This is a genomic window from Mycobacterium sp. 852002-51057_SCH5723018 (assembly GCF_001667035.1).
Classification (GTDB): domain Bacteria; phylum Actinomycetota; class Actinomycetes; order Mycobacteriales; family Mycobacteriaceae; genus Mycobacterium.
Genome location: NZ_LZIR01000025.1, coordinates 44,172 through 57,577, shown reverse-complemented (window position 1 = coordinate 57,577; position 13,406 = coordinate 44,172). Strand labels below are relative to the sequence as shown.

10 protein-coding genes are annotated in these 13,406 nt (G+C 64.3%); 4 read left to right on the top strand and 6 right to left on the bottom strand.

Annotated elements, in window-relative coordinates:
* The first annotated feature begins 253 nt into the window (after positions 1–253).
* The 3 genes from A5764_RS06870 (at position 254) to A5764_RS06860 (ending at position 3,926) form a co-directional block, all read left to right on the top strand.
* A complete protein-coding gene (locus tag A5764_RS06870) occupies positions 254–1,342 on the top strand; it encodes a S1C family serine protease (protein WP_067110529.1) in 1,089 nt (362 codons plus the stop codon).
* A gap of 185 nt (positions 1,343–1,527) precedes the next feature.
* Entirely contained in the window at positions 1,528–2,043 is a 516-nt protein-coding gene (locus tag A5764_RS06865; protein WP_067110668.1) for a Dps family protein, read from the top strand.
* Positions 2,044–2,873: 830 nt separating this feature from the next.
* Positions 2,874–3,926 (top strand): alpha/beta hydrolase fold domain-containing protein, encoded by a 1,053-nt coding sequence (locus A5764_RS06860; RefSeq protein WP_067110664.1) that lies wholly within the window; start codon positions 2,874–2,876, stop codon positions 3,924–3,926.
* Between the two features lie 253 nt (positions 3,927–4,179).
* On the opposite strand, the gene A5764_RS28115 is transcribed toward A5764_RS06860, so the two are convergent.
* The 6 genes from A5764_RS28115 to A5764_RS06835 all read right to left on the bottom strand — a co-directional run bounded on the left by A5764_RS28115 (position 4,180) and on the right by A5764_RS06835 (position 11,710).
* The gene (locus A5764_RS28115) at positions 4,180–4,560 is read right to left on the bottom strand and encodes a hypothetical protein (protein WP_156664536.1); all 381 of its coding nucleotides are present in this window, start codon (positions 4,558–4,560) and stop codon (positions 4,180–4,182) included.
* 419 nt (positions 4,561–4,979) lie between these two features.
* On the bottom strand, positions 4,980–5,933 hold the full coding sequence (locus tag A5764_RS06855; protein ID WP_067110527.1) for an amidohydrolase family protein: 954 nt from the start codon (positions 5,931–5,933) through the stop codon (positions 4,980–4,982).
* A gap of 208 nt (positions 5,934–6,141) precedes the next feature.
* Positions 6,142–8,463 carry an MMPL family transporter gene (locus A5764_RS06850; protein ID WP_156664535.1) on the bottom strand — a complete coding sequence of 774 codons (2,322 nt, stop codon included), beginning with the start codon at positions 8,461–8,463 and terminating at the stop codon, positions 6,142–6,144.
* A 93-nt stretch (positions 8,464–8,556) separates the two neighbouring features.
* Complete coding sequence (locus tag A5764_RS06845) at positions 8,557–9,609, bottom strand: type III polyketide synthase (RefSeq protein WP_231989633.1); 1,053 nt, start codon at positions 9,607–9,609, stop codon at positions 8,557–8,559.
* Positions 9,610–9,701: 92 nt separating this feature from the next.
* The gene (locus A5764_RS06840) at positions 9,702–11,486 is read right to left on the bottom strand and encodes a fatty acyl-AMP ligase (protein WP_067110521.1); all 1,785 of its coding nucleotides are present in this window, start codon (positions 11,484–11,486) and stop codon (positions 9,702–9,704) included.
* Complete coding sequence (locus A5764_RS06835) at positions 11,483–11,710, bottom strand: acyl carrier protein (protein WP_231989632.1); 228 nt, start codon at positions 11,708–11,710, stop codon at positions 11,483–11,485. The genes A5764_RS06840 and A5764_RS06835 overlap by 4 nt, the downstream gene beginning before the upstream one ends.
* Positions 11,711–12,103: 393 nt before the next feature.
* Here A5764_RS06835 and A5764_RS06830 point away from each other — a divergent pair, with 393 nt between their 5' ends.
* On the top strand, positions 12,104–13,399 hold the full coding sequence (locus A5764_RS06830) for a glycosyltransferase (RefSeq protein WP_067110515.1): 1,296 nt from the start codon (positions 12,104–12,106) through the stop codon (positions 13,397–13,399).
* Positions 13,400–13,406 lie beyond the last annotated feature (7 nt).

Sequence of the window (13,406 nt, the reverse complement as noted above, 5' to 3'; positions counted from 1 at the left end):
AGGGACGTCAGCGGTGACGACATCGGGCGCCCGGAAACGCGATTCTAGGTGGCATGGTGACACCACTCGGAAGAATTCCCGCTTGCGCTGTCCTAACGCGAAATGCCCACGAGTCCAAGGCAGACGGGCTGCTGCTAGAAACCAAGCCGGTCGCCGACGTCATACCACCGTCGTGACACCTGCCCGGAGTCCGCGCCACCGCCCAGCCCATAGGGCAATTCGAAGCGCGCCGCGGCGAAAGCAAGCGCGCGCCATGGCCTTGTTCGCGGGCGCACTCGTGATGGCAGTGGTTTTTGCAGCCATTGCCGGAGCCGTCACGTTGGCGCTCCATTTAGTCGGTTCGGCAACCGGCAACGGCGTGTTCGTCCGTGGCTTTGCTGCTTCCCAGTCCGCCGCAGGAGATTCCGCGGGGTCGGTCGAGCAAGTCGCCGCAAAGGTGGTGACCAGCGTGGCGATGCTGCGCACCGTTATGGACAACCACTACGAACTGGGTTCCGGCGTCGTCCTGAGCTCCGACGGTCTGGTCCTGACCAATCGCCATGTGGTGGCGGTCAGCAATAAGGGTGCCGACGGGCGGCCGGACACCCTGGTCACCTTCAACGACGGCCGAGCCGCGCCGTTCACCGTGGTCGGCGCCGACCCGGTCAGTGACATTGCAATTGTTCGGGCACAAGGCGTTTCCCGACTTACACCAATCACCTGGGGCTCGTCGGCCAACCTTCGTGTCGGTCAGCAAGTCGTCGCGGTCGGCTCGCCGCTGGGCTACGAGGGCACTGTCACCAACGGGATTATCAGTGCGCTGCGCCGGCCGGTGTCCTGGTACGAAGGCACCAACGACGAGCGGACGGTGCTCGACGTGATCCAAACCGACGCCGCGATCAACCCGGGCAATTCCGGCGGCGCGCTCGCCAATATGAACGGCGAGCTGATCGGCGTGAACTCCGCGACCGCGATGCCGGGGGGCGAGTTGACCAGCGCCCAAAGCGGCTCGAACGGACTTGGTTTCGCCATTCCCGTCGATCAGGTTAAGCGAATCGCCGACGAGCTCATCACCACCGGCAAAGCATCGCACGCCTCATTGGGTGTTGACGTGATCGACGGCGACATCCGCGGCGCCATGGTCGCCGAGCTTACCAGCGGCGGCCCCGCAGCGCAGGCCGGCCTGGCCACCAACGTCGTAATCAACAGGATCGACGACCAAATGATTGACAGCGCTGACGCATTGATCGCGGTGGTGGCGTCCAAGGCGCCCGGCGAGAAGGTGACACTGTCGTATATCGATACCTCCGGGAGTACCAAGACCACGCAGGTCACCCTCGGCACCGTCCGAGATCAGGGGTGAGGAGGGGCGCCGCAGAGATGGCGACGGCTGCGACCGGCGCGTGGTCCGGCGACAGAATCGTTTGGGTCATGGTGCTTGTGACCCCGCTGGACTCACGAACAATCTCGGCAGAGAACGTCGGATTCGGGATGCTACCGCGGCACCGAATCGTTTATTTAGGCAAGAACAACGAATGGAGCTACACAATGACAATTTCTGCGCCTCTGGATGGTCGGCATGCCAATCGTCGCCTAGCCGAGAACATCCGAAACTTTCAGGCCTCCCGCGAGCTGGCTGCCAGCCTCCAGCGCGTGCTGGTCGATCTCATTGAATTGCAGCTCCAGGGCAAGCAGGCCCACTGGAATGTGATCGGAAGGAATTTCCGCGACCTACACCTGCAGCTTGACGAGCTCGTCGATGCCGCCCGCGAGGCCAGCGACACCATCGCCGAGCGGATGCGTGCCCTCGACACCGTTCCCGACGGGCGGTCCGACACGGTCGCCGAGTCGACCAGCCTGCCGCAGTTCCCGGCCGATGAGCAGAGCACCAGCGACGTCGTCGACCTGGTGACGGACCGCGTGTATGCGGCTGCAGACACTTTGCGTGCCGTCCACGACGCCGTCGACGCGGAGGATCCCAGCACCGCCGACCTGCTGCACCAGATCATCGACTCGCTCGAGAAGCTGGCCTGGATGATCAAGTCGGAGAACCGCAAGGTCTAGCCCAAACCACCCTCGACCCGCGACCGCCGTCGCCTGCGCGGCTGTGGCGGCGGGGGGTCGATTCCTATTTAGCAGCAGCACCGCATTTTTCAGTTGTCGGCGAGCGCGCAATCAAATCGCATGCCACAATCACCGCGGGGAGAACGACGCCACTGCCTGGCGCAGCCCCGCGGGCTTTAAGCGGTCACCGCTAAGACGCGGTGGTCATCGCCGCCAGATTCGGAAGCGTTTAGCTTCATCGGCCTGCTACGCATGTCCTTTTCGACAGTGCCATCGTTGGCCCGAAGCCCTTCTGCGACAACGGCGCTGGAAGGACGCGCCATCATGAGCGCATGTCCTCTTAAGGGCTGTCGGATCGACGGCGCTTCGACCATGGCAGTAGGACAACCAAGCGAAAGATATGCGTAACGTGCTTGGTTCAATGGTGATTCGGCTCGTTGAAGCGATCGATCGCAGCCTGTTCACGGTGCCGGACCTGGATGAGGTTTACGACCCATCCGCCCTGTCGCCAACGGAGAGTGCGAATCTCGACAACCCGCCCCCGGACGCCGGGTCACGATGTCATCTGCAGCTGGCAGGTAGGCGTAGATCACCGCTCGCCGGGGATGGTAATGGGCGTCAGCAGTGGTGATTTCCGCTGCCCGCAACGACATTGTGGCAGCTATGGTTATCGGCATACCACGAGGCATCACTTCCGGTGGTCAGCGTCCAACACGTCGGCGAGACTCCCGGGGCGCCGATGCCGCCGTCAGGCACGCGACCGAACCGACCGGCACATTCGTCCCCGAGTTCACCGAGCCGTTCGGACAACTCCTTCTATGGAGTGCGACATGACCGCACCGCGTAGGGCTTCGGGTTCACCACCGGCGCACATACGCGCCGCTAGGGCGGCAAAAGACCGCAGGTGTCCGGCCAGCGACGGGGCACCGGTCGAGGTCACCGAACACGGTTGTAGCATCGCGGGCCGGCTGGCGTGGCTAGGCGCCCGGCTCACCATTCGGCCAGTACTGGCAATCGGCAGCCACCGGCCGTTTTTCCCCTGGCCGTGGGACCTGGTCGACTTCGCCGCGCGGGCACTGCCGCCGATCGCGGGCAGCATCTGCACCAGCATCGCGCTGCCGCACTGCACCGCGCAGCTGCTTCGGGCCACGGGCGTGCTGCCGGCCGACGGCACCCGCCGCGTCGTGCTCTACCTACACGGGGGCGCATTTTTGACTGGCGGAGCGCACTCGCATGGCCGGTTGACATCGATGATCTCCAAATACGCTGACGCACCGCTGCTGGTCGTCAACTATCGACTGATCCCGAAGCACTCCTTAAGCGAAGCCGTCAACGACTGCTACCACGGCTACAACTGGCTGCGACAGCGCGGCTACCAACCCGAACAGATTGTGCTGGCCGGCGATTCAGCCGGCGGCTACCTGGCCCTGGCACTGGCCCAACAGCTGCTTGAGGAGCGCGAGCGACCTGCAGCACTGGTTGCGCTGTCGCCGCTCATGCAACTGAACAAGGAGCCCAAAAAGGCCCACCCCAACATCCGCACCGACGCAATGTTTCCGGCCAAGGCCTTCGACGCATTGGCCGACCTGACCGCCAAGGCCGCCGCGCGCCACGTCGTGGCCGGTCGCCCACAAGAGGCATATGAACCGCTCGACCACATCAAGCCGGGCCTGCCCCGCACCTTGATCCACGTATCGGGCTCCGAAGTCTTGCTCTACGATGCCCGGCTGGCTGCCCGGCGGCTCGCCGCCGCCGGGGTGCCAACTGAATTGCGGATCTGGCCCGGCCAACTGCATGTGTTCCAACTGTGCGCGCCACAGATCCCCGAGGCCACCCTCTCCCTAAAGCAGATCGGGGAGTACATCCAGGAAGCCACTGGATGACCAATCGAGCTACCCTGCCGAACCGCCGTACCGACCAGGTCCAATTCTGATGACGACTACTCTCAGGACGCCGCCGCCCCAACGGTTGTGTACCGGCCTCGGCACGGTTCGATTAGCTTGCCCCGCAAGCGATTCAAAATTGCAGGCGCGCAAGGCTTCGGCGGCTCGACCAACTGGGACCGACACGGGCCCGAGCCCGGTGGTCGCTATCGCGGTGATTGTGGCCGTCGAAATCGACTGCGCTGCTTGAAGGTCAGTACGGTCGGTATTCGCAAGTCGTCCGCTTGTTCGATCCTCTGAACCTCTCACCGAGCAGCCGTCCATAGCCGTTTAGGTGAAAGCTGATTCTCAGCGAGGAATTTGGCGTGTTGTGGCGAAGCCAGCCGCGAAGCGAATCCATCTCCTCTGTGGCAGAAGCCTGACGGACTTGCAGCGTACGCAGTAGTGCCGGCACGGTCTCGGGTTGGTGAGCGGTCCTGTTGGGACCCGGGACGTTCCGCTTTCCCTCGAGCTGAGACCGTGCGCCATCGCCATCGAGGCCAGAGGCTTCGAGCGCGTTGACGCCCGCGCGGGCGACCGACATGACGTCCATTGCGACTTCCTTAAACCTATGGTCGTTGTCCGTGTCGGTCATGTGTTGCTCCTGATCGGCTGCTCGGTCGGGCATCGGGCATTGTTTGCCCTGAACCGCTCCGCGGTTGCGGTGTGGTCCGGCCCCGTAGCCGGGTTGACAAACCGCTGCGTCGACGTGGCGCCCAGACGGTGTGATGAAGTTGGGTTTGCTCGGAGAATTTCAGGATCGCATGGCCACCAGCTTATTTCGTCACCGCTAACGCAAATCCTGGCATCCCGATAGCTGGAATCTGTGCTTGCCGGTTAGCATGCAGACTGCCGGTTCCGGTCGGAAAGTGAGCACCCTTCGATTGGAGAGTGATCACTGTGGACGGTTAGGCCGAGATCCGGCGGCTGTATCGGTCGGAGGGTCTGGCACGGCTCGAAGCCACCGCCGCGCATCCGACGACACCAGCGCCTTCCGCTCAAACTCATCTGTATTTAGGCGAGGAGGCGCTTGGCGTTGGCGGTGGTCAACGTTCGCCAGTCCGTCGCCTCCTGGTCCATTAGCGTCACGTGATGGCACGCGCCCATCGCAGGCGTCCAGCAGAAGTCGCTGCCGTAGAGCAACTGCGCCGACCCGACGACATCGACAAGGGCCTTCGCGGGTGCGGGGAACGGAGTGCCTGCGAGGTCGTACCAAAACCGTTGGAGCTGTTGCCTGGTGGTCAGCGCTGCCCGAGGGCGGTCGTTGGACCCCGGAAGCAGACTGCGGAATAGCTCGACGCGATCAACCACTACGGGCAGCGTGGCACCACAGTGCGGGATCACGAATCGGATTTCCGGATAGCGCTCTTGGACGCCCGCGAAGATCAGGTCGGTCACCGATCGGGTGGTCTCGAACATGAACTCCAACATCGGACTCGGCCGATCAAGGGCAACCGCCCCGACATTGGGTGGGGACGTCGGATGCACGAAGACGATGGCGCGGCGCCGATCCAAGGCCTCCCACAGCGGATCCAACCGAATATCACCTAGGTAGGTCCCTGCGCTGTTGCTCATCAGAACCACCCCAAGGGCCCCAAGGGCGTCCATTGCGTGCGCGGCTTCGTCTACCGCGGCTTCGACGCACGGCAGCGGTAGTGACGCAAAGAAGGCGAACCGGTCTTTATGTTCGGCGACCACGCCTGCGGCGAACTCGTTGACGTGGCGGGCGAGGTCGGCGGCGGCACTGTCGTCGCCGAAATGAACGCCTGGCGATGAGATCGACAGGATCGCGCTGACGATGCGGTTGTCGTGCATCAGTTGAAGATGATCGCCGACGCTCCAACTGGGCCACATGGGCATGCCGTCGGGTTGGGTGATGCCTGCAGCCCGCGCCGCGTTCACATAGCGATCGGTCAGGAAATGTGCGTGCACGTCGATGAGCGCGCTGGCCTGACTGTGAACTGCCATCGCCCCATCCTAGTCGATTTCATCATGATTGACGAAGTCGTCACAAAGGTTCCCTAACAGCGGCCGGTTTCGCCGCCGCGTTTGCATCCACACGTCGGGCCATCTCGTCGGCCACCGCCGAAAAGCCCTCCGACGCTTCACTCCTCGTGCAACAAGCGCAGCCACCGGTCGCAGCGCCGCCTGCTGCTCGTGCGAGTCGGCGGACCTTCTACAACTCCGCCGTAGCAGCCACCGGCCTCAAGAGAGACAAGTCTTTTCCCACGATCTCCGCAGCAGCCGTACGCCGCAGGTCCCTCGCGGAGGCGTCTGGCAAGCGGGCGGACCCGTTAATTCGAAGCCGATCATGGAGCCGCGCAAGCGGTTTCGGGGCCCACCAGTTGAACCGGCCCATCAGATGCATGAACGCCGGAACGAGCACCATGCGCACCAGCGTCGCGTCGACCAGCACCGCCAACGTCAACCCCAAACCGAACATCCGCATGAAGGAAACCTGGGCGGCGATCAAAGCGGCGAACGAGATCGACATGATCAGCGCCGCGGCGGTGATCACCCGGCCGGTATGGGCCAGCCCCAGCGCCACGCATTTGTCGTTGTCGGCCGGTGTCTGCCGTGAGGCAAGCCAGTACTCCCGGATCCGCGACACCAGCATCACCTCGTAGTCCATCGACAGGCCGAACGCGATGCAGAACAACAGCGCCGGCATCGTGACCGCGAGCGTGCCGGTGGAGGTGGTACCCAATGCCCCGAGGTGCCCGTCTTGGAAGATCCACACCACCGCGCCGAACGCGGCGGTCAGGGATAAGGCGTTGAGCACCAGAGCCTTCAGGGGCAAGAACACGCTGCCGGTCAGCAAGAACAGCAACACGAACGTGATAGCGGCAATCAGCATGAGCACGTTGGGCAGCCGTGAGGTGACGGCTTGGACGGTGTCGCGGTTGATCGCTGCTGTCCCGGTCAGCAGCGCGTGCCGACCTGACGGTCCCGGGATGGCTTGTAGCCGGTCGAGCTGCGACTCGGAGGGGTGTGAGAACAGCGGCGCGCTGCTCGCTACGGTCAGAAACGCACTGCCGTCGCTGATCGCGGTCGGGGCCGTGGGCGGCCCGACCGCCACACCGGCAACGAACTTGCCATCCGGTGCGGACACCGATGAGACATCGGGCACCCGAGACAGCGCGGCCGCGTACTGCCCAAGCTCCGCGGTGGTGATCCCGGCCGCGTCCGGGATGACAACAGTTACGTTCGTCAACAGGTCGCGAGCGAAATCGGCGCGCAGCTCATCACCTACCTGTCGCGCCGAGTTCGATGTCGGTAATACCCGATCGTCGGGGAGGCCCCACTTGGCACCCAAAAACGGCGAGCCCAGTGCGATCAAAACCACGACCAGCGGGAGCCCGATTGGTATGGCCCGGCGCATCACAAAGGTGGCTAAGCGGTAAAAGAACGTCTGCTCCACCGGGCGTTGGACCGGTTCGGGTCGCCGCAGCAGCCGGCGCAGCATCTGGTGAACCTCAAGGGTGCCCAGTCGATCGCCGAGCAGGGCAATGGCCGCCGCTGACACCATAATTGCCGCGATGGCCACGAACGCCACAACGGCGATGCCGGCGTAGGCGAACGACCTCAGGAAGTACATCGGAAACAGTGCCGTAGCCGACATCGACAGCGCGACCGTCCCTGCGGAGAACAGCACGGTTCGCCCGGCGGTGGTGATCGTGCGGACCAAGGCCTCGTCTCGCCCGGCGCCGGCAGCAAGCTCGTCTCGAAACCGGCTGAGGATCAACAGGGTGTAGTCGATCGCCAGCGCCATCCCCATCGCGACGGACAGATTGAGCGCAAAGAACGACACGTCCGTAACGAATGTGATCGCGTGCAGCACGGCCATCGAACCGAAGATCGCGAGGCCACCGACCGCCAACGGCAGCGCGGCCGCCAGCAGGCCACCGAACACCCACACCAACACCAGGAAGCTCAGCGGAATCGCGATGGTTTCCATGACCTTCAGATCCTTCTCGGTCTGGAGGTTGATCTGCGTGGCGGTCATCGCCTCCCCGCCGGCGCGCACGGTGACATGGTCTCGGTCGTGGACCAGTTCGTTGCTCAGGGTGTCAGCGTGCTTCTGGGCGCTGTTCTCACCGCCGGTGATGCCCGCGATGATCAGCCCTGTCTTGCCGTCCTTGCTGATCAACGACGCCGACGCGGACGGCGGTGTCGTCCATGGGGACGTCACCTGCGCCACGTAAGGGGAGTCGTGAAGCCGACGGACGATGTCGGTGCCGGCCGACCGGGCGGCGGCACTTTGCACGCCGTCGGCGCAGCCGACGGTGATCAGCAACGACATGTCGCCCTGATGGAACTTGTCCGCCAGCAGCCGGGTGGCGAGCGCGGACGGTGAGTCCGGGTCCTGAAAGCCGGCCCCGGACAAGCTTTTCGCAACCGGCAGGCCGAACAGGGCCGCGGCGGCCATGACGAGCAGCGCGCCTGCCAGGATCCGCCGCGGCGCACGAATGGCCAGCCGGGCAATGCCTTCTAACACGTCTCCTCCGACCTGGATCTCGCGACCTGTCTGTTTCTCATGAACAGCGCCATCTCACGAATAGCGCCTGTATTGGTGTGTCGCCGAACTCGTTCAGAAGCGAAGGACCGCGCCCTCGATGGTGAGCCCCGGCCCGAACGCCAGCAGCACCCCGTACTCACCTGGGCGAGGCCGATCGACTCGCAAAATGTTTTCCAGCACCAGCAGCACCGTGGCCGAGGCGCAGTTGCCGGCGTTGGCGAGCACATCCCAGCTCGCCCGCAACTGCGCCGGCTGCAATGCCAACTGCTTCCCCAGCACCCGGAGGATCTTGGGACCACCGGGATGAATTCCCCAGTGACTGATGTCGCGGGAGGCCAGCCCCAGCGGAGCCAGCAGCTTGACCAGGAAGCCCTCGATGTTGTCCTGCAGCACCGTTGGCACACCGGAGGCCAGCGTCATCCAAAACGACTGGTTGCCGATGTTCAGACTCATCATGGTGTGCTGGTCGTAGAGCTGCTCGGTGTGGGTCCGCAGGAACTGCGTGCCGGCGCCATCGGGTGCCGATCCCATCAGCATCGACACGCTGGCGTCGCCGAAAAGCGCTTGTGTGATCAGCGATTCGAGCGGATCCTCGTCGGGCATCGGGTTGTCGCGAACGTGTGCCGAACTGAGCTCGGTGCAGTTGCCGATCACCAGCTCCTGCGGTCGGGCGGCCAGGCTGTCCATGGCGACCTTGATGACGTTGAGCGCCGCGTAGCACCCCATGTGGCCGATGAAGGTGCGCCGCAGATCCGATCGCAGGCCGAGCTCTTTGGCAAGCAGGAGATCGGGGCCGGGATTGACGTAGCCGGTGGAGCAGGCCATGACGAAGCTACCTATGCGTTCCTTGTCGTAACCCTCGATCGCTTGGTTGACCGAGCGGGAGGCCACGTCGATGACGGCTTCGGCATGGGCTGCCATCCGGTCGCCGGTGAGCATGGCGCCGACTTCCGGCAGCGTCTTCGGGTCCCAGATGATGTGGCGCTTCTTAACTCCTGTCGATTCGATGATGCGCTGCGCGAACCGAACCGACGGGTACCTGTGCTGGAAGAAGCGTGCGCTATCTTCCACGGTGACGTGGTACGGCGGATGCGCGGAGGATAGGCCCAGCAGCGTCGGCCGCACGCGAATTCCGCTTGCTGTCAGGTGAGTTGGCGCAGAGGCGCCCGAAGCGGTTGCGTCCATCGTGGTGTCTGCCCGATACATGGCTATTCCTTCTACGGCTTGGTTGTGACGGACGGCTTCTTCGCCGCGGTGTGCCGAGCGAATGACGCGCGCGCGTGGCGCAGTTCTCCGTGAGCCGCCTTGACCAGCAGTCGCGCGGCGGTGACCTTCTTCGGCGGGGCCAACGTGCCCGCCAGCCATTGGGTGCGCGCCTCGTGTCGTCGAAGCTTTCCGCTACTGGTTCGCGGCAGGGTTCCCGGTGCCAGCAACTCCACATGCGCGGGCCGGATGCGGGTGCGTTCCTGGATGCGCGACGCTACATCTTCGGCGAGCGTGGCGGAGGCCTCAGATGTCGTCTCCACCAGCATGGCCAGCGCCTCGTCGTCCTCGCCCGCCGGCACGAACCCGACGGCGACTGCGCATCCGGTACGAACACCGGGCAGCCCGTCCAGCGCCGCCTCGAACTCCTCCGGGGCATGATTGGCGCCGCGCACGATGACGATGTCCTTATGCCTTCCGCAAACGAAGAGCTCGCCGTCGTAAGTGAATCCGAGATCGCCCGAGTCCAGCCAGCCATCGTGCAGGGCCTGATCCGTTAGGTCGGTCCGGCCGAAGTAGCCGACCATGACGCTGGGCCCACGGACGAAGATGTGACCGACGCGGCCCGGGGGCAACGACCGCCCGTCCGGGTCGCGGATCTCCACCTCCACGCCCGCCAGCGGACGCCCGACGCTCACCAGCTGCTTGCTTCCCGGCTCGACAATGCCTTCGGCAGCCAATTTCTCAGCGTCCAGCCCAAGCGTGCGATAGGAGGTGCCTGCTGGCTTGAAGGTGATGGCTAGTGAGGCCTCCGCCATGCCGTAACACGGTGTAAGCGACGACACGCTCAGGCCCCAGCGCGCGAATCGCTCGTCGAATCGCCGCTGCACCGCGGCGCTGACCGCCTCGGCTCCATTGAGCGATACCCTCCAGGATGACAAATCCACCCCGTCGAGTTCGTCGTCGCGAATACGGTTCAGGCACAGTCCGAACGCGAAGTTGGGCGCCGCGGTGACCGTGCCCCGGTGTCGCGAGATGGCGCGAAGCCACGCACCCGGTACCGCTACGAACAGCTCGGGCGGAAGCAGGACGAGCGGGGCCGGAACATAGAACGCGGATAGCAGATTCCCGATCAATCCCATGTCGTGGTAAAGGGGCAGCCACGTGACGCCGACCGGGTTCGGCTCTCCCTCCGCGATGAGGTAGGCCTCAATCGAGGCGAGATTGGACAGCAGGCTCGCATGGGTCAGCGCCACCGGCTTGGGGTCATTGGTCGTGCCAGAGGAAAACTGGATCAACGCGACGTCGTCGGGGGCGACTTCGACCTCTAGCGAGTTCCAACCCCCGAGGCTGGACGCGGTCACACAGCCCAAGCGTGGAGCTGACATCGAAACGGCGACCCCGAGGAACCGGCGGATGCGCTCGTCTGTCACGACCAGGGCCGCATCCACCGCCTGGAGCATGGCTGCCGTCTTGTGGTGATACTCCTCGAGTCTTCCGAGCCGGACCGGCGGATACAACGGTACCGGGATGGCGCCGGCGCACAGCACGCCGAACAAGGACTCCACGAACTCCGGGCCGGTCGGCAGCACCAGCGCGACGCGATCGCCCTTCTGCACCCCACGCGCCGTCAGGTCCGCAGCGATCGACAGCGCGTGTTCCCGTACTTGAGCCATCGGGACTTTCAGGTCTTGTTCTTTCCGGTCCACGAAGAACAGGCTCTCGCCGCTTTGTGCGGCCGTGGCAAGCATCTCAGTCAGCGTCTCGTGCCTCGGCTCGATCGCGGGGGCCCCTTTCACGACTGCTCCTGAACGCGGCGAAGCACCAAGGCCGCCAGATCGCCCACCGTCAACAGGTTGTCCGCGTCCTCGTCTTCAAGGAAGATGTCGTAGCGTTCCTCGATCTTGAAGATGAGCGACATGATCTTGAGCGAATCCAGTCCTCGGCTCTGAAGGGTCGAATCGGCCGTGATATCAACGGCTTCGACTTCGGCCCGGACGAGATCGATGATCTCCTCGGTCACCGCATCAATGGTCGCGGAGTTGTGTTTTGCCATGGCTGTCAGTGTCGTGGATCAATGCTTCCGTGTCGGCCACGCTGGCGCCCATTGACGTCGGGTGTCAGCAGCCGTTGCGACCCCCAGCTAGCGGTAACCGATTCCTTCTGTCGGAGTGGACAACTAGAGAAGGCGCTGCGCGATACTCCGCCCGCCCGTCCAAGCGGCGTTACAACGCGCGGCAGAGATTCCAGCTAGCTGGATGCCGACGTTGGTGTCAGCGAGGATGCCGGCGGCGGTTCGCCCGAGCAAAGATTCTGAACACATCGCAAGCAACGGCATCATCGTCGGGTGTGCGGCCTGACGGAGTCGACGTTGCGGAGATGATGGAACCCGGAGACCCGAGAAGGCGCGCAAACGATGGCAACGATATTGGCTTACACTTCACCCGGACTCGGCAATCTGTTCCCGTTGAGCGCGCTGCTCTCGGAATTGTCCGGCCGCGGCCACAAGATCCATCTGCGAACCTTATCCACGGGCGTGGAAATGGGGAGAAGGCTCGGTTTCACCACCGATATCATCGATCCCCGAATCGAGGCGATCGTCCTCGATGACTGGAAGGCCTCGAATCCCCATGCCGCGCTTAAGATGGCGTTCGACGTGTTCTGTCGGCGCGCTGCGTACGAAATCGCCGACTTCACCGATGCGGTCACGCGAACGCGCCCCGACGCGTTGATCATCGACGCAAACTGCTGGGGCGCCCAGTCGGTCGCGGACGCGCGGGACATTCCGTGGGCATGTTTCTGCCCCTACACGCCGGCGCTGCAATCACCCGGGGTGCCTCCCTTCGGGCTGGGTCTAGCACCACTGCCCGGCCTGCTGGGCCGGGTCCGCGACGCCGCGCTGCGGCCGATCGTGATGGGCATGCTGGAGAAGACGGTATTGCCGCTTGGCAACAAGATTCGCGCGAGCGCCGGTGCACCGCCGGTCGCGTCGGCGGATGAGTTTATGCGGCGGGCGCCGCTGATGTTGGTCGCAACCGGCAAGCCGTTCGAGTACCCGCAGACAGATTGGGGAGATGCCGTCCAGATGATCGGCCCGTGCATGTTCGAACCCGCCACGGCTACGGTTCCGGACTGGCTAACCTCGATTGACCGGCCGATCGTCCTGGTCACAACGTCGTCGCAAAAGCAGGCCGATGCAGAACTTGTCGCAACCGCGATTACCGCGCTTGCCGACGAGTCGGTGCACGTGGTCGCAACCCTGCCCGCCGGGCTACCCAGCGGCATCACACCCGGACCGAACGCGACGGTGCTTGAATTCGCGCCGCACGGACCCATATTGGACCGCGCGGTATGCGCGGTAACCCACGGCGGGATGGGCGCGACCCAAAAGGCCCTAGCCCGCGGCGTTCCGGTGTGCGTAGTGCCGTTCGGGCGCGACCAATTCGAGGTCGCGCGGCGGGTTGAGGTGGCCCGCTGCGGCACGCGCCTGCCGGTGAAGAAGCTGACTCCGGCTCGCTTGTCAGCCAAGGTTCGAGAAGCGATGACCATGACGGACGGCGCGCGACGGGTGGCGGCGGGCTTCGAAGCCACCGGAGGCGTCGCCCGTGGCGCTGACCTGATTGAGCAACGGGTGCTTAGCCATTCGCGCGCATCGCGCGGTATCCGATACGTGACCACAACCAAGCGGATGAATCGGCTAGCCATACCATGATTAGCCA

Bases quoted from the DNA above. Each gene is read 5' to 3' on its own strand.
- A5764_RS06870 (WP_067110529.1), top strand. From the start codon at position 254: ATGGCCTTGTTCGCGGGCGCACTCGTGATGGCAGTGGTTTTTGCAGCC.
- A5764_RS06865 (WP_067110668.1), top strand. From the start codon at position 1,528: ATGACAATTTCTGCGCCTCTGGATGGTCGGCATGCCAATCGTCGCCTA.
- A5764_RS06860 (WP_067110664.1), top strand. From the start codon at position 2,874: ATGACCGCACCGCGTAGGGCTTCGGGTTCACCACCGGCGCACATACGC.
- A5764_RS28115 (WP_156664536.1), bottom strand. From the start codon at position 4,560: ATGACCGACACGGACAACGACCATAGGTTTAAGGAAGTCGCAATGGAC.
- A5764_RS06855 (WP_067110527.1), bottom strand. From the start codon at position 5,933: ATGGCAGTTCACAGTCAGGCCAGCGCGCTCATCGACGTGCACGCACAT.
- A5764_RS06830 (WP_067110515.1), top strand. From the start codon at position 12,104: ATGGCAACGATATTGGCTTACACTTCACCCGGACTCGGCAATCTGTTC.